14 protein-coding genes are annotated in these 15687 nt (G+C 46.8%); 13 read left to right on the forward strand and 1 reads right to left on the reverse strand.

Annotated features, from left to right (window positions below; genetic code table 11):
• Nucleotides 1-18: 18 nt before the first annotated feature.
• The 11 genes from era to AC5LIL_RS05710 all read left to right on the forward strand — a co-directional run bounded on the left by era (nucleotide 19) and on the right by AC5LIL_RS05710 (nucleotide 11860).
• Nucleotides 19-927, forward strand: coding sequence for a GTPase Era (era, locus tag AC5LIL_RS05660; protein ID WP_214693095.1), 909 nt, complete (start codon nucleotides 19-21; stop codon nucleotides 925-927).
• A 3-nt stretch (nucleotides 928-930) separates the two neighbouring features.
• Nucleotides 931-1680, forward strand: coding sequence for a DNA repair protein RecO (gene recO, locus AC5LIL_RS05665; RefSeq protein ID WP_499825188.1), 750 nt, complete (start codon nucleotides 931-933; stop codon nucleotides 1678-1680).
• Between the two features lie 295 nt (nucleotides 1681-1975).
• Complete coding sequence (gene glyQ / locus AC5LIL_RS05670; protein ID WP_198930010.1) at nucleotides 1976-2869, forward strand: glycine--tRNA ligase subunit alpha; 894 nt, start codon at nucleotides 1976-1978, stop codon at nucleotides 2867-2869.
• Nucleotides 2862-4916 (forward strand): glycine--tRNA ligase subunit beta, encoded by a 2055-nt coding sequence (gene glyS, locus AC5LIL_RS05675; protein WP_499825189.1) that lies wholly within the window; start codon nucleotides 2862-2864, stop codon nucleotides 4914-4916. The genes glyQ and glyS overlap by 8 nt, the downstream gene beginning before the upstream one ends.
• A gap of 20 nt (nucleotides 4917-4936) precedes the next feature.
• On the forward strand, nucleotides 4937-5566 hold the full coding sequence (gene ccpN, locus AC5LIL_RS05680) for a transcriptional regulator CcpN (protein WP_074033362.1): 630 nt from the start codon (nucleotides 4937-4939) through the stop codon (nucleotides 5564-5566).
• Nucleotides 5553-6395, forward strand: a complete 843-nt coding sequence (locus tag AC5LIL_RS05685; RefSeq protein ID WP_214749215.1) for a pyruvate, water dikinase regulatory protein — start codon at nucleotides 5553-5555, stop codon at nucleotides 6393-6395. The genes ccpN and AC5LIL_RS05685 overlap by 14 nt, the downstream gene beginning before the upstream one ends.
• Nucleotides 6396-6522: 127 nt before the next feature.
• Nucleotides 6523-8334, forward strand: coding sequence for a DNA primase (gene dnaG / locus AC5LIL_RS05690; RefSeq protein ID WP_499825190.1), 1812 nt, complete (start codon nucleotides 6523-6525; stop codon nucleotides 8332-8334).
• Between the two features lie 35 nt (nucleotides 8335-8369).
• Nucleotides 8370-9464: an RNA polymerase sigma factor RpoD gene (gene rpoD / locus AC5LIL_RS05695; protein WP_012726640.1), complete on the forward strand. Its 1095-nt coding sequence runs from the start codon at nucleotides 8370-8372 to the stop codon at nucleotides 9462-9464.
• Between the two features lie 132 nt (nucleotides 9465-9596).
• A complete protein-coding gene (gene cccA / locus AC5LIL_RS05700) occupies nucleotides 9597-9935 on the forward strand; it encodes a cytochrome c550 (RefSeq protein WP_012726639.1) in 339 nt (112 codons plus the stop codon).
• Between the two features lie 96 nt (nucleotides 9936-10031).
• Nucleotides 10032-10748, forward strand: a complete 717-nt coding sequence (locus tag AC5LIL_RS05705; protein WP_499825191.1) for a tRNA (adenine(22)-N(1))-methyltransferase — start codon at nucleotides 10032-10034, stop codon at nucleotides 10746-10748.
• The gene (locus tag AC5LIL_RS05710; RefSeq protein WP_224861473.1) at nucleotides 10748-11860 is read left to right on the forward strand and encodes a Nif3-like dinuclear metal center hexameric protein; all 1113 of its coding nucleotides are present in this window, start codon (nucleotides 10748-10750) and stop codon (nucleotides 11858-11860) included. Before AC5LIL_RS05705 ends, AC5LIL_RS05710 begins: the two co-directional genes overlap by 1 nt.
• 42 nt (nucleotides 11861-11902) lie before the next feature.
• On the opposite strand, the gene AC5LIL_RS05715 is transcribed toward AC5LIL_RS05710, so the two are convergent.
• Nucleotides 11903-12856: a 4-hydroxy-3-methylbut-2-enyl diphosphate reductase gene (locus AC5LIL_RS05715; protein WP_214749202.1), complete on the reverse strand. Its 954-nt coding sequence runs from the start codon at nucleotides 12854-12856 to the stop codon at nucleotides 11903-11905.
• A 128-nt stretch (nucleotides 12857-12984) separates the two neighbouring features.
• Between AC5LIL_RS05715 and AC5LIL_RS05720 the strand changes: the two genes are divergently transcribed.
• Entirely contained in the window at nucleotides 12985-14739 is a 1755-nt protein-coding gene (locus AC5LIL_RS05720; RefSeq protein ID WP_251125585.1) for a sensor histidine kinase, read from the forward strand.
• On the forward strand, nucleotides 14736-15674 hold the full coding sequence (locus tag AC5LIL_RS05725) for a sugar ABC transporter substrate-binding protein (protein WP_214782316.1): 939 nt from the start codon (nucleotides 14736-14738) through the stop codon (nucleotides 15672-15674). Before AC5LIL_RS05720 ends, AC5LIL_RS05725 begins: the two co-directional genes overlap by 4 nt.
• Nucleotides 15675-15687 lie beyond the last annotated feature (13 nt).

Raw genomic sequence — 15687 nt, forward strand, 5'->3', positions numbered from 1 at the left:
TGAGAAAGCAGGTGCATTATGTATCAAGAAGATTTTAAATCTGGTTTCGTGTCGATCATTGGTCGACCGAACGTCGGAAAGTCAACATTCCTCAACCGCGTGATCGGTCAAAAGATTGCCATCATGTCGGATAAACCACAAACGACACGAAATAAAGTACAAGGTGTATATACGACGGATGATTCTCAAATCATTTTCATCGATACACCGGGAATCCATAAACCAAAACACCGCCTCGGCGACTTTATGATGAAAGTGGCGACGAACGCCCTTCGCGAAGTCGATGCAATTCTTTTCATGGTGAACGTGACGGAACCTCGTGGTGCTGGCGATGACTTCATCATTGAAAAATTGAAAGGACTCGACACACCTATCATTTTGGTAATGAATAAAATCGACTTGATTCACCCGGATGAACTGCCGAAAGTGATCGAGCAATATACAAATGAATTGGACTTTGCAGCGTACGTCCCAATCTCGGCTTTACAAGGCAATAACGTCGAACCGCTCTTAGGAGAAATCAAGAAATTGTTACCTGAAGGACCGATGTACTACCCGGCCGATCAAGTGACAGACCACCCGGAACGATTTATCATCTCAGAGATGATTCGCGAAAAAGTGTTGCATAAGACGCGAGACGAAGTCCCGCATTCGATCGCTGTGGCAATCGAATCGATTAAGAAACGTGATAACTCGGAAATGATCGATGTCGAAGCCGTCATCATGGTGGAACGTGATTCGCAAAAAGGAATCATCATCGGGAAAAAAGGTTCGATGCTCCGTGAAATCGGGACAGATGCCCGTCAAGACATCGAGGCACTTCTCGGCACGAAAGTGTACTTGAACCTTTGGGTCAAAGTCCAGAAAGACTGGCGTAACAAGATGGGTCAGCTTCGTGACCTCGGTTTCCGCGACGACGAGTATTAAGCCATGTTACAAAAAGTCACGGGAATCGTCATTCGTACCGTCAATTATGGTGAATCGAATAAAGTCGTGACATTGTTTTCAGAAGAGCTTGGCAAAGTTGCGATTATGGCACGAGGCGCAAAAAAACCGGGGAGCCGGTTTCATGCCTCGAGCCAACCTTTTGTAGAAGGTGTGTATATTTTCCCCTCTAGCCGTGGGCTCGCTCAGTTAAAATCATCCGATGTCATAACGTCCTATCCGGAAATCCGGAAAGATGTCGACCGGATGGCGTACGCCATGTATTGGTTGGAGCTCGTCGACCGGTCTGTCGAGGATCGGGTACAAAATCGTCCACTCTTTCGGATTTTACAGGATGCGCTTCAAGCATTGAATGCGGGCATGGACGCAGATGTGATCACCCATCATCTCGAACTGCGTATCTTGCATCTTCTAGGTGTTTCTCCTGTGCTGACAGGGTGTGTCCGCTGTGGGGACGTGACGGACCCGATGTATTTCTCGGTCGCCTCAGGCGGTTTTTTATGTGGGCGGCATCGAGAAGAGGGGGCGGTTCGATTATCAGAACGTCTTGCCAAATTGCTTTACTTGATGAGCAAACATGAGCTGTCGGAATTTCGGAACGTATCGTTATCGAACGAGTCTAGACTCCTCTTGCGTCAACTCTTTGATGCATACATGGAGTCGTATAGCGGACTACGATTGAAGACGAAACGAGTGCTCGACCAAATGATCCGCCTTCATCTGAATGAGGATTGACTTTTTAAACCGAATTCGATACGATGAGTTACGATTAGACAAATGAAATAGCGTGCGCGATGAAGGAAAAAAGTAACTCTTCCTGTCATGAATGAAGCGAGTTCGGGGTGGTGTGAGCCGAGCGTCATGAGAAGAGTGAATGGCGATTCCAGAGCGCCCACATCTTTTTAAGAGTGGCCCCGTTGTTGGGGCAAGTAGGGTGGAACCGCGGGAATCAATCCCGTCCCTATGTGCTAGGCACATAGGGGCGTTTTTTGTCGTTTCAATACTATTGGAGGTGTCATTTATGAAGCATATGACTATGCAAGAAATCATTCTCACGCTACAAAAGTTTTGGGCATCGAAAGGTTGTTTGACGATGCAAGCGTACGATGTAGAAAAAGGGGCGGGTACGTTAAACCCAATGACTACATTGAGAACGTTAGGACCAGAGCCTTGGAACGTTTGTTACACGGAACCGTCACGCCGCCCGGCTGACGGACGTTATGGGGAAAACCCGAACCGCCTGTATCAACACCATCAGTTCCAGGTGATCATGAAACCGTCGCCGAGCAACATCCAAGAGTTGTACTTAGAAAGTCTCGAGTTGATTGGAATCAACCCGCTCGAACATGACATCCGCTTCGTCGAAGATAACTGGGAAAACCCGACATTCGGAGCAGCCGGTCTCGGTTGGGAAGTATGGCTGAACGGGATGGAAATTACGCAATTCACGTATTTCCAACAAGTTGGAGGAATCGAGTGTGACCCGATTGCAGTTGAAATCACATACGGTCTTGAGCGCCTCGCTTCGTACATTCAGGAAGTCGAGAGCGTATTCGACCTCGTTTGGACGGATGGATTCAAGTATGGAGACATCTTCTATCAACCAGAGTTCGAACACTCAAAATATACGTTCGAGTTATCAGACGTCGATATGCTCTTCACGCTATTTGACACATATGAGAAAGAAGCAAAACGTGCTCTCGAAGAAAATCTCGTCTTCCCTGCGTACGATTACATTTTGAAATGTTCACATACGTTTAACTTGTTAGACGCAAAAGGTGCGATTTCCGTGACAGAGCGTACTGGATTTATCCAACGCGTCCGTAATATGTCACGCGCGTGTGCCGCTAAATTTATTGAAGAACGGGAGCGCCTCGGTTTCCCACTTTTGAAACAAGAGAAAGCAGGTGACTTGAATGCGTGACCTTTTATTAGAGATTGGATTAGAAGAACTACCGGCTCAATACGTCTTGCGCTCAGAGAAGCAATTGGCAGAGCGCATCGATGCGTTCTTGAAAGAAGCGCGTGTTGAATTTGGTTCAATCGATGTGTATTCTACACCTCGTCGTTTAGCTGTAATCGTTCGCGATGTGGCAGAGACACAACAAGATTTGACGGAAACTCTTCGTGGGCCTGCGAAAAAGATTGCTCAAGACGCAGAAGGGAATTGGTCGAAAGCAGCACAAGGTTTTGCTCGTGGTCGTGGATTAACAGTAGAAGATTTATACTTTGCCGAAGAAAAAGGTGTCGAATACGTCTTCGCAGAACGTCATGAGGCGGGTCAGGATACGATGTCGTTATTAAATGGCCTTGAAGATGTCGTTCGGGGCTTGACGTTCCCGAAAAACATGAAGTGGGGAACGAGCAGTTTACGCTACATGCGTCCGATTCGTTGGTTGATCGCCCTCTTCGGTCAAGATATCATCGACTTTACGATTGAAGGCGTGAAAACAGGGAATGTGACTCGAGGTCACCGTTTCCTCAGCAAGGGAGATGTCGTCGTCGAGTCACCTGCTGAATATGTGAAAGCGCTAGAGGCTGCATTTGTTATGGCAAGCTACGAGACACGTAAAGCCGAAATCGAACGTCAAATTCAAGCGCTCGCGACAAATCAAGGGTGGACGATTCCGCTTGATGCCGATTTGTTAGAGGAAGTCACGAACTTAGTCGAGTGGCCGACTGCTCTCTTTGGTGAATTTGATGAGGCGTATCTTGACTTACCAGAAGAAGTTCTCATTACAACGATGAAAGAGCACCAGCGCTATTTCCCGGTATATGTTGATGGAACGTTGAAAAACTATTTCGTGACCGTTCGAAACGGGAATGCCGATCATCTTGAAAACGTCGCACGCGGGAACGAAAAGGTCATCCGTGCGCGCCTTGCGGATGCGGTCTTCTTCTATGAAGAAGACAAGAAGACAAAAATCGATGACCAGCTTGCACGTCTCGACCGAATCGTTTTCCACGAAAAATTAGGAACGACTGGAGAGAAAGCACGACGTGTGACCGAAATCGCACAAGCCCTTGCTCCTTTGTTTGATGCAGATCTTGAAAAAGTAAATCGTGCTGGTGCGATTCATAAGTTTGATCTTGTCAGCCAGATGGTTTACGAGTTTACTGAACTCCAAGGAATCATGGGTGAGAAGTATGCCCTACAACAAGGTGAGGACAAGGAAGTAGCTGCGGCGATTCGTGAGCACTACATGCCACGTTTCGCAGGAGATGCATCTCCTGAGACAGCGACAGGTGCGGTGCTTGCTCTCGCAGATAAGCTCGATTCGATTGCTGCGTTCTTTGGTATCGGCATGATCCCGAGTGGTTCACAAGATCCGTTCGCACTTCGTCGCCAAGCACAAGGAGTCGTACAAATCCTTGGGGATTGGAAAATCGACCTCTCAATCGACAAACTACTTTCGAAAGTTGTCGAATTACAACTGGAGGCAGGACTCTATGAAGCCGATAAAGAACAAGTCAAGGCACAGCTCGTGGAGTTCTTTACACTTCGCTTGAAATATCGCTTGCAAGAGCAGCAAGTTCGCTATGACGTGATTGATGCCGTGTTGACGACTACGCTTACAGTTGACCGTCTGGATGCTCGTGCACATGCGATTCAACAATTCGTCTCGACGGACGCGAAATCATTGATCGAGCAATTGTCACGTGTTGTCAATATCTCGAAAAAAGGTGAGTCAGGAGACGTCGATCCGTCATTGTTTGAAAACGACCAAGAGGTTGCATTACATGAAGCAATTGAACAGACTGCTCCTGAAGTGATGACTGCCGTTCAAACAGGAGATTACAACAAAGCGCTTCAACTTCTTCAGACGCTTGAATCACCAATTATGATGTATTTTGAACATACAATGGTCATGAGTGATAACGAGGCGGTACGCCAAAACCGACTCCACGAAATGAACCGACTTGCTACGACGATTAAGAGTGTCGCAGACTTCAACGCGCTCGTACTCTAACAAACTAGAGGGGGTTGGCTATGCAACTGAATGAACGCCAACAAAAAATCGTCGAGATTGTAAAAGAAAATGGACCGATTACAGGGGAGCAAATCGCGCAGGAATTATCGCTGACGCGTGCGACCTTGCGTCCAGATCTTGCGATTTTGACGATGACAGGAATACTTGAAGCAAGACCTCGCGTCGGCTACACGTTCGTTGGCAAACGGAATTCGTCGATGCTCCGCGAAAAGCTAGATTCCTTAACGGTCGGAGATTTTATGTCCTCTGCGAAAGTCGTTCGGGATGAGATGACGGTATATGATGCGATTGTCACGCTCTTCTTAGAAGATGTGGGGTCACTGTTCGTTGTCGGACGAGACAGAGAACTCGTAGGGGTACTGTCACGTAAAGACCTCCTCCGCGCAGCAATTGGGAATCAAGATTTGGATCAATTGCCGGTCAATGTCATCATGACACGCATGCCCAATATCACGGTTTGCGAGAAAAGCGAGACATTGATTCGTGCGGGAATGAAATTGATTGAGAAACAAATCGATGCCATGCCTGTCGTTGAAGAGAAGGATGGCAAATTGATTGTTCTCGGTCGGATGACGAAAACGAACATGACGAAGGTGCTCATTGCTTTAGCGAACGATGAGTCGATTTGAGGAGGAAACCGATTTGACTACGAAACAACTCGTTTTTGTGGTAAGTGACTCGGTCGGGGAGACGTGTGAGCTCGTCGTCCGAGCAGCGAGTATCCAATTCCATGAGAATGCGATCGAAACGCTCCGCATCCCCTTCGTTGAGGATGAGCAGACGATTATCGATGTGGTCACTCAAGCGAAGGCGCAACACGCAATCATTGCATTCACGCTCGTCAATGAAGAGCATCGCGCGCTTCTCATGAAACTCGGAGAAGAACACCAGGTCAAGACGGTTGACTTGCTCGGTGATTTGCTCGATGTATTAGCGGGACAGCTGAAAGAAGCCCCACGTGAAAAACCGGGACTCATTTATCGCTTGGACGATGATTACTTCCGTAAAATCGAAGCGATGGAATTTGCCGTCAAATATGACGATGGTCGAGACCCACGTGGTCTGAAAAAAGCCGACATCGTACTCGTCGGCGTCTCGCGAACATCGAAGACACCATTGTCTCAGTATTTGGCATTGAAGCGATATAAAGTCGCGAACGTCCCGCTCGTTCCAGAGTCACGACCTCCGGAGGAGTTATTCGACTTACCGGCAGAACGGTGTGTCGGGTTAATCATCTCTCCAGAGAAGTTGATTTCGATCCGAATGGAGCGCCTCAAATCCCTCGGTTTGAAGCCGGAAGCGGACTATGCACAACTTGAACGAATCAATCGAGAGCTCGAATATGCTCGGGGGATTTATGAACGAATCGGTTGTGATGTGATCGATGTGACGAACAAGGCGGTCGAAGAGACGGCGGGTATTATCTTACGTCATCTCGAGCAATCAAAAGACGACTAATGTGCATAAGTGTTTCGATTAGTAATCGTTGCTTTGAGAGGGTATAATAGAGTATTGACAGTACAGTGAAACGGAACGTGATGAGCGTTCCGTTTCGTTGCGAGATTGGAAACAGGGAGTGGTCAAGATGCCACGGATACCAGATGAAGTCATCGCAGAAGTGAAGCAAGCGACCGATATCGTCGAATTGATCGGCGAGCGTGTCGAATTAAAGAAACAAGGGCATCGGCTTGTCGGGTTATGTCCATTTCATTCCGAAAACTCACCGTCTTTTTCCGTTTCACCTGAAAAAGGGATGTATCACTGTTTCGGCTGTGGTGCCGGAGGGAACGTATTCACGTTCGTGATGGAGACGGAAGGATTATCTTTTCCTGAGACAGTCGAGCGTTTAGCAACACGCGCGAATATTTCAGTAGAGGGTATACAAGGGGACGAAGAACTCACACGTGAACAAGTATGGCGCAAACAAATGCGTGATGCGCATCGACTCGTTGCGGACTTGTACCATGAAGTCTTGATGAAAACGGAAGCTGGCGAAGTGGGATTGTCGTATTTGCGAAACCGTGATTTAACGGAAGAAACGATTGCGCAATACAAGATTGGATTTGCCCCAGACCAACGACGCTTTACTGTCGAGTTGTTGGAGCGGCGAGGGTTCGATTTAGAAGTGATGGTTGAGGCAGGTTTAATTTCGAAGTCCAAATCCGGTGAATATTTTGACCGATTTGAAGGACGGGTCGTCTTTCCGATTGCGGATCGAGACGGCACCATCGTTGGCTTCAGCGGACGTGCGATTGATGACCGTCAACCAAAATACGTGAATACGGCTGAAACACCGCTATTCAACAAGAGTGAATTGCTATTCGGCTTCTCTCAAGCCCGGGCATTGATGCGTAAGAAGAAACGAGTCCTCCTCGTAGAAGGGAACGTAGATGTCTTACAAGTCGCGCAAGCGGGTACACAAGAAGTTGTGGCATCACTTGGGACTGCATTCTCTCCACAACATGCAAGAGCATTGTCTCGAATCGTGGAGGAAGTCATCATCTGTTATGACGGAGACCATGCGGGACAAGAGGCGACTCAAAAAGTCATTCGCTTATTGGAGTCATCCCCGCTCGATGTACAAGTTTTACCTTTACCCGAAAAGACAGACCCGGATGATTATATTCGTCAACACGGGGCGTCGCATTGGCAACAGTTTGTCGAGACGGAACAATTGAGTGTGCTTGATTTTATGAATCGTATGCTCAGACGAGGAAAAAACTTGAACCGAGAAGGAGAACGGATTCGCTTTATTGAATCTATGCTTGAAGAGATCGGTAAGACGAGTGATTCGATTCGAAGAGATTTATATGTGAAAAAGCTGTCGGATGAGTTTGAGATTCCGCTCGAGACGCTTCGTTCGAGAATTCCTCGTCCGACGTCAAGCGAATCGACACCCGTCCGTACGATGGAGCCTGTGGAACCCGTTCGAAAACGTTCGAGTAAAACGGGCGAACCACGCTGGATGAAAGCAGAGAAGTATTTGTTACGTGCCATGTTGACTGGACCGGAACAAGTCCGCTTTGTACGCGATCGTCTAGGGCTACGTTATCAGGATGAGACACATCGTATGCTAGGCTCGGCATTGTATGAAATTGTCTCTGAGACGATGACACAAGATGAGTTCGATCAAGTGACGTTGCCGTTTATGGAGCGTTACTGCGACCAACGTCCCGATTATGCGATGCGTTTTGCGGAGATCCGACTGATGGCTGGACCGGATGAACTGTCTGAAGAGGTTTTAGACGAATACATTCGGGTCATAAACAGTTATGAGGAGCAACGTCAAATCGAGCGTGCAAAAAGGGAAATCGCTCAAGACGCCGAAAGTATTGTTGACCAGGCGTCCAAGCTACAAGAATTGATTGCCCGTAGTCGTCGTCTACGAGAACGATGAACGTGGATGAAGTTTGGAAGGAGTTGAACTGCTAAATGGCAGAGAAGAAGAAAGAGGATTTATTTAACGCCATAGAAGAGCTCGAAAAGTTAGGAAAGAAAAAAGGCGTTGTCTCAATGCAAGCAATTCAAGACCGCCTCAGTCATTTTGAGGTGGACTCGGATTTCATTGATAACTTCATCGAAGATTTAGAAGCGAAAGATATCCGTGTCACAGAGGACGCAGCTGACGCAGAAGAAACACCTGCGAAAAAAGAAGATGAAGAAGTCGATTTAAACGACTTATCGGTACCACCTGGAATTAAAATCAACGACCCGGTCCGAATGTATTTGAAAGAAATCGGTCGTGTCGACCTTCTCAGTGCGAAAGATGAGACGGAGCTTGCGAAACGAATCGAGCAAGGAGACGAAGAAGCGAAAAAACGTCTTGCGGAAGCGAACCTTCGTCTCGTCGTGTCGATTGCGAAACGTTACGTCGGTCGTGGGATGCTCTTCCTAGATTTGATTCAAGAAGGGAACATGGGCCTCATCAAAGCAGTCGAAAAATTCGACTACATGAAAGGGTTCAAATTCTCGACTTATGCGACATGGTGGATTCGTCAGGCCATCACTCGTGCGATTGCTGACCAAGCGCGTACAATCCGGATTCCCGTTCACATGGTCGAAACGATTAACAAATTGATTCGCGTTCAACGTCAATTGCTCCAAGACCTCGGTCGTGAACCTTCTCCAGAAGAGATTGCGAAAGAAATGGAACTCACACCTGAAAAAGTACGTGAGATTCTAAAAATCGCGCAAGAACCGGTGTCACTTGAAACACCGATTGGTGAAGAGGACGATTCACATCTCGGTGACTTCATTGAAGACCAAGATGCGATGGCCCCACAAGATGCGGCAGCCTATGAATTGTTAAAAGAACAGTTAGAAGACGTGCTTGATACGTTGACGGACCGTGAAGAAAACGTTCTTCGTCTTCGTTTCGGTTTAGACGATGGTCGTACACGTACACTTGAAGAAGTCGGAAAAGTGTTCGGCGTCACGCGTGAGCGGATTCGTCAAATCGAGGCGAAAGCTCTTCGTAAATTACGTCACCCAAGTCGTTCTAAACGCTTGAAAGACTTCCTCGATTAAGTTCATATTTGAATAAAGTGTGAAGTTTTAGAAGAAAGGAAGGAAAATGAGTGATTTTCCTTCCTTCTTTATTATTTTTTGAGTAAAATAGTGTTGGATAGAAATTTGGAATGAACATGAGGGGGAACTACAATGCGTAATCCATTGTTACCGTTTGCGGCAATCGCAATCGTCGCAATTATTGCCATGGTATCATTATCGTATTTTGGTGTGAATCAGGCGCAACAAGCGGCTGAAGGTCCAGCAGTCACTGAAATGAACCCAGAAGAGTTATATGCAGCGAAGGGTTGCACAGGTTGCCACGGCGGAAACCTTGAAGGTGGCGTTGGGCCAGCACTTACTGGTGTTGGCGATCGTCTTTCACCAGAAGAAATCGCAAACATCATTGTCAACGGACAAGGTGCGATGCCTGCAGGTCTAGCATCAGCTGAAGAAGCAGAAGTGCTTGCGAACTGGTTGATTGAACAATAAGAAGTGGCGCACTCCGTAGCGGGGTGCGTTTTTTGTTGTCGAAGTGTAAAGAATTCGATACGCTAGGGAAGAAGTAGAACAAAGGAGTTGTCTTACATGCAAGAACGTGTCATCTTAGATCGTCGCTTGAAGCAAGTTGTCGATTATATCCCGAAAGGAAGCGTGCTCGCTGATATTGGGTCGGATCACGCATATGTGCCATGCTATGCCCTTCAACAAGGAATCATTTCAAAGGGGATTGCTGGCGAAGTAAATGTTGGTCCGATGGAGGCCGCAAAAGCGCAAGTGGACTTGATTGGAGCGCGAGAAGTCATCGATGTGCGTCTCGGTGATGGTCTGGCTGTACTACATGAAGACGAAGCGACATGTATCTCGATTTGTGGGATGGGAGGCAGTTTGATTCGTTCTATTCTAGAATCCGGGAAAGAGAAGCTCGGTGCAGTCGAGCGTCTGATTCTTCAACCGAATGTCGACGGACAACACGTTCGGAGTTGGCTACTTGAGAACGGATATGTTCTCGTTGAAGAAGCGATTGTCGAAGAAAATGATAAAGTATATGAGATTCTCGTCGGTGAAAAAGGGTCTGAGACGATTTATAGTGACGATCTCACAGAACGGACTTGGCAACTATTATTCGGTCCATATTTGATTCAGGAACGCCCTGAGGCGTTCAAACTGAAATGGAGTCGTGAAGCGGATAAGCTCGAATACGTACTCGGTCAAATGGCAGATGGCATTCAGTCAGAGGCGTTGGTTCAAAAACAAATCGAATTCAAACGGATGCGTGACAAAATGAGAGAGGTGAGTCAGTAATGGCGAACGGCAATCAAGTGATTCAGTTGTTTGAAGAGTTTGCGCCAAAGCATTTAGCTGTCGAAGGCGATAAAATCGGCTTGCAAATCGGATCGCTCAATAAAGATGTCAAACGGGTCATGGTGACACTCGATGTGCTAGAATCTGTCGTGGATGAAGCGATTGAGAAAAAGGTGGATTTGATCATTGCCCATCATCCGCCCATCTTTAGTCCGTTATCTCAAGTCAATGATCGTTCTACGGCAGGGAAAATCACGATGAAATGTATTCAGCATGACATCGCGGTCTACGTGGCACATACAAATTTAGATGTTTGTGTTGGCGGTGTGAACGATTGGATGAGTGAAGCGATCGGGTTGCACGACACAAAAGTACTCGTACCAACGTATGAGGAGCCAGTCTATAAATTAACGGTGTTCGTTCCGGAATCACACGCAGAAGACGTGTCACGTGCATTAGGCAAAGCAGGTGCCGGACATATCGGAGACTATGCGGATTGTCAGTTCCGTGTTTCTGGAAAAGGACAATTCACTCCGCTCGAAGGAACAACTCCATTCATTGGTAGAGTTCACGAGACAGAACAAGTCGATGAGATTCGAATCGAGACGGTCGTTCGCGAAAGTCAGAAAAAGCGAGTCTTGAAAGCGATGAAAGATGCTCATCCTTATGAAGAAGTGGCATACGACATGATTCGAGATGAGATTGAAGGGCACGTATATGGCTTAGGACGTATCGGTAAACTTGAACAGGCATTAACACTTGAAGCGTTCGCTGACCATGTGAAAACAAGCTTTGGAGTGGAAGGTGTCCGTTTCGTCGGAGACCCGAAACGATTGATTGAGAAAGTGGCTGTACTTGGAGGGGACGGAAACAAATATGTTTCCGCTGCACATTTCAAAGGAGCAGATGCTTACGTAACGGGTGATTTATACTTCCACGTGGCGCATGATGCGATGGCGTTAGGACTCGCGGTCGTCGACCCAGGACACCATGTCGAAAGTGTCATGAAGCATGGCGTGGTCGGGATTCTCACAGAGAAGTTTCAGAAAGCGAAAATTGATGTCGAGTTGATGATTTCCGAAGCGAACACGAACCCGTTCCAATTCAGATGACAAAAAAATCCCCCATTTTCTCGTTGAGAATGGGGGATTCGTTCACTTACGCAATGCCTTTACTTTCGGTAAGATACTGCGAAGTTCGAGATATGGTGTTTTATCATGTGTACTCAAATCTTCTGGATCGTACTGTGACAAGAAATCGATGACCTTTTTCGTGATCGGTGTCGGTGTAGATGCGCCAGACGTCACGGCGACGGTCTCGACACCCTCGAGCCAGTTTAAATCAAGTTCGCTCAAATCGCCGATGCGATATGCATTTGTGCCGGCAATCTCTTTAGAGACTTGCGCCAAACGATTCGAGTTATTTGATTTTGGATCGCCGACGACGATTAATAATTCGCAGTCTCCGGCTTGTTCGGCCACGGCTTCTTGACGAACTTGAGTCGCATTACAAATTTCGTTATGCACTTCAACGTGTGGATAGCGGGACTGAATCGTCTCAATCAGTGCAGAGACATCCCATTGACTCATCGTCGTCTGGTTCGTCACGAGAATTTTCCGGTCGAATAACCGACTCGGTAACTGATCGATTTCATGTTCATATTGAATCAAATGAACATGGTTCGGTGCGACTCCAATCGCGCCCTCTGGTTCTGGGTGGCCATGTTTCCCGATATAGATGACATCATATCCTTCGGCCGTTTTTTCCCGGATCAAGTCGTGTGTGACAAGGACGTCAGGACAAGAGGCATCGACAATCGTCAATCCCTTTTCAATGGCACGTTTACGGACGAGTGGGGAAATCCCGTGCGCCGTGAAGACGACCGTTCCGCGGTCGATGGTTTCAAGCGCCTGCATCCGGTCCTCACCGTCAACGGTTTTGACACCGAGATCCTCGAACGCCTGTGTGACATGACGGTTATGGACAATCATTCCGAGTATATGAATCGGGCGTGGCAAATCTGGATTTGCAACTGCCTCATTTGCGAGTTTCATGGCATCAACGACACCATAGCAATATCCGCGTGGACTAATTTTTTTAACTTTCATATGAAGACGAAGGCTCCTTTCGAAGTGCTTTCATACGTATTAGTCTAACATTGTTTCGAAAATACGAAAAGATTTGCGTGTATTCATGCTATAATTTTTAGGTTAGAAAGGAGGACATCGTGAATCGAATGAAACAGTTGCGTGAACTTAAAAAATCATACTTTTTCCAAATTACGTTTATCATCATCATTATTTTAGCACTTGTTATCTCGTCGCTTGCATTCTCTGCTGATCGCGTCACGGTGTCTCGTGCAGAAGAGCTGGCGAAAGAGCAATTTGACTATGCGATTGACGATAGCATTGAAAATGTCGAGTCCCGACTCGGTAAATTGTATGAGGATCTGGTTTATCTTGGAGCTTATGTCGGGAACGAACCGTGGATTGAAGAGCGGATCCGGACAGGGTATTTAAATCAACGAACGAGTTTTACATCGATTTTTTATTATGATGTCAGCAAGAATTCGTTTAAATGGTATTCTGAGCGTCAAGTTTCCTCTTCTGTGATCAAACGTGACCCCAAGTTCGCAGAAGTATTGACTGCGAGTGGAAAAGAACTATATATGAGTGACCCTATCATGATTAGTGGGGACATGGGAACGTTCTTATATGTTCCTGTCATTGAAGACAATCGGCCAATCGGTATTTTTGGTGGAAGCATCAGCGTGCTCAACTCCGATTTGTACCGTCGGTCGCTCGAGTCAGCGAATGATGACATGATTCTTTACCTGTTAGATGAACAAGGAGAAGTGTTGACGACTTCATTCAACTTGGTCACAGATGCAGAACGTCGCGTATCACGTGAAGTCATTGACGACGTACTAGGAAGGAGTACACGTACGATTTTAAGTACGGAAGAAGACACGATGATGTACGAACCGGATGCACGAGTCAGTGGCTGGAGCATACTTGCAAAACATCAGAACGACTCTGTATATGAGACGGTCTACGATACGCGTTGGCAGTATTTGATGATTGCACTTGTGACGTTCTTCTTGAGCATCCTTGTCGGATTGTTGCTCTCGCGAACGTTGACGAACCCGCTGGTCGAACTTGTCAATCAGATCAAGAAGCAACAGTCACTCGGTGCCATCACGCTTGAGAGGACCGGTTCAAAAGAAGTTGAGACGTTACTGGATACGTATAACGATTACGCCCAGCGGATGGAAACATCAAGGCGTGAACAGTTGAGCCAGCAACAATTGATTTTGCATCAAGAAAAGCTAGCGTCACTTGGACAATTGGCAGCCGGGATTGCCCATGAGATTCGAAACCCGCTCACACCGGTGCATATCACCTTACAGTTGGCACGAGAAGGACAAAGCAATAAAGACATGGTAGACGTCGCCATCAAAGAGTTGGAGCGGGCGAATGATTTAATCTCGACGATGCTGACACTCGCCAAACCTGATCAGGCAGGAAGAGACGAAGAATGGATTGATATGTTAGACTTTGCGAAGCGACTCGAATTCTTGATGGATGCTGAATGTTACAAGCGTCCGACCAAATGGGAATTACTCGTTCCGAATGATATGCCTCCTTTCTATGCCTCGTTCGATATGCTCGTTCAAATCATCTATAACCTGTTCAAAAACGCGGTCGAGGCTGTCGAGTCGAAAGCCGCAGAGGGAAGTGTTGTCGTGACCGTCCTCTTTACGGAGCAGGAATATCGGTTCTTAATTGAAGATAACGGGATTGGCATGACGGAAGAACAACTCAAGACAGTCGGTTCGGCATTCAACACGACGAAGGACAACGGAAACGGTCTTGGGATTTATATGATTCATGAATACTTGAAGAGTGTGAACGGATCGATGGAGATTGATAGCGTCGTCGACAAAGGAACGGCGATGTTGATCAAAATTCCAAGGAGAGATCCATCATGAAAACCCTCAAACACTATTGGCTTTGGTTACCAATCGTTTGGGCCATGACGATCCTACTGATCACATCGATTCAATTACCGGAGCAAAAAACAGATGAAAAAGAAGTCGGATTCGTGTTCGTCAGCGATAAACATGAGCATGCGAACAAGCTGTTAGACTCGTTCGTTCATACGGCCAACCAAAAAGGATTTATTCCGATTCCTACGACGAGTGAAGATTCGCGCGTGTTAGAAAAAGAAAAATTGGACTCCTTGATTGACCGGGGTGTCGAGGCCATCTTCTTGACGACGCTCGATGACACGTTCATCCAACCGTCGTTAGAACGTGCAAAACGAGAAAATATTCCGATTATTGCGATTGACCGGATGATTGATCATCCGAGTGTCTTGACATCGGTCGTCTCTGACAATGTCGATATCGGTCGGATGGCAGCGGAACAAATTGCCGCGAAATATAGCGACCTGGATCGACCGATTCGTGTCGTCGAAGTGAGAGGTACGCCGCAGGTACGCTCCACGATGGACCGCAGTCTTGGGATTCGGGAATATGAAAAAGCGAATGCCGACCAATTCGAGATCATTGCCTCCATCACGGGGAACTATGATACGTTCCAAGCAGAGATTGAGATGTCACGTTGGTTAGAAGAAGAAATTCCGTTTGATGCTGTCTTTTCGCACAATGACGATAATACGTTCGGCGTCGTTCGAGCTTTAGAAAGTCATGACTTAACGGACAAGACGATCGTATCGGTAGACGGCATTTCTGATATTTATCCACTCATTCAAAATGGGAAAGTCAATGCGACTGTCGTACAGTCGCCAAACGAGATGATGGAAGTCGGCTTCAAAGCGCTCGAACAACATTTAAATGGAAAGAAAATTGCCAAGCATTATTATTCATCGAGTTATTTATATGAAGGCGTGGCAAAAGATTGATTGACAAATGATT

This window comes from Exiguobacterium sp. RM11, assembly GCF_059821525.1.

What these genes read in the sequence shown, in the direction of transcription:
- AC5LIL_RS05725 (WP_214782316.1), top strand. Translation starts at nt 14,736, where the DNA reads ATGAAAACCCTCAAACACTATTGGCTTTGGTTACCAATCGTTTGGGCC.
- rpoD (WP_012726640.1), top strand. Translation starts at nt 8,370, where the DNA reads ATGGCAGAGAAGAAGAAAGAGGATTTATTTAACGCCATAGAAGAGCTC.
- glyQ (WP_198930010.1), top strand. Translation starts at nt 1,976, where the DNA reads ATGACTATGCAAGAAATCATTCTCACGCTACAAAAGTTTTGGGCATCG.
- cccA (WP_012726639.1), top strand. Translation starts at nt 9,597, where the DNA reads ATGCGTAATCCATTGTTACCGTTTGCGGCAATCGCAATCGTCGCAATT.
- AC5LIL_RS05720 (WP_251125585.1), top strand. Translation starts at nt 12,985, where the DNA reads ATGAAACAGTTGCGTGAACTTAAAAAATCATACTTTTTCCAAATTACG.
- AC5LIL_RS05715 (WP_214749202.1), bottom strand. Translation starts at nt 12,856, where the DNA reads ATGAAAGTTAAAAAAATTAGTCCACGCGGATATTGCTATGGTGTCGTT.
- dnaG (WP_499825190.1), top strand. Translation starts at nt 6,523, where the DNA reads ATGCCACGGATACCAGATGAAGTCATCGCAGAAGTGAAGCAAGCGACC.
- era (WP_214693095.1), top strand. Translation starts at nt 19, where the DNA reads ATGTATCAAGAAGATTTTAAATCTGGTTTCGTGTCGATCATTGGTCGA.
- AC5LIL_RS05685 (WP_214749215.1), top strand. Translation starts at nt 5,553, where the DNA reads ATGAGTCGATTTGAGGAGGAAACCGATTTGACTACGAAACAACTCGTT.
- recO (WP_499825188.1), top strand. Translation starts at nt 931, where the DNA reads ATGTTACAAAAAGTCACGGGAATCGTCATTCGTACCGTCAATTATGGT.
- ccpN (WP_074033362.1), top strand. Translation starts at nt 4,937, where the DNA reads ATGCAACTGAATGAACGCCAACAAAAAATCGTCGAGATTGTAAAAGAA.
- AC5LIL_RS05710 (WP_224861473.1), top strand. Translation starts at nt 10,748, where the DNA reads ATGGCGAACGGCAATCAAGTGATTCAGTTGTTTGAAGAGTTTGCGCCA.
- glyS (WP_499825189.1), top strand. Translation starts at nt 2,862, where the DNA reads ATGCGTGACCTTTTATTAGAGATTGGATTAGAAGAACTACCGGCTCAA.
- AC5LIL_RS05705 (WP_499825191.1), top strand. Translation starts at nt 10,032, where the DNA reads ATGCAAGAACGTGTCATCTTAGATCGTCGCTTGAAGCAAGTTGTCGAT.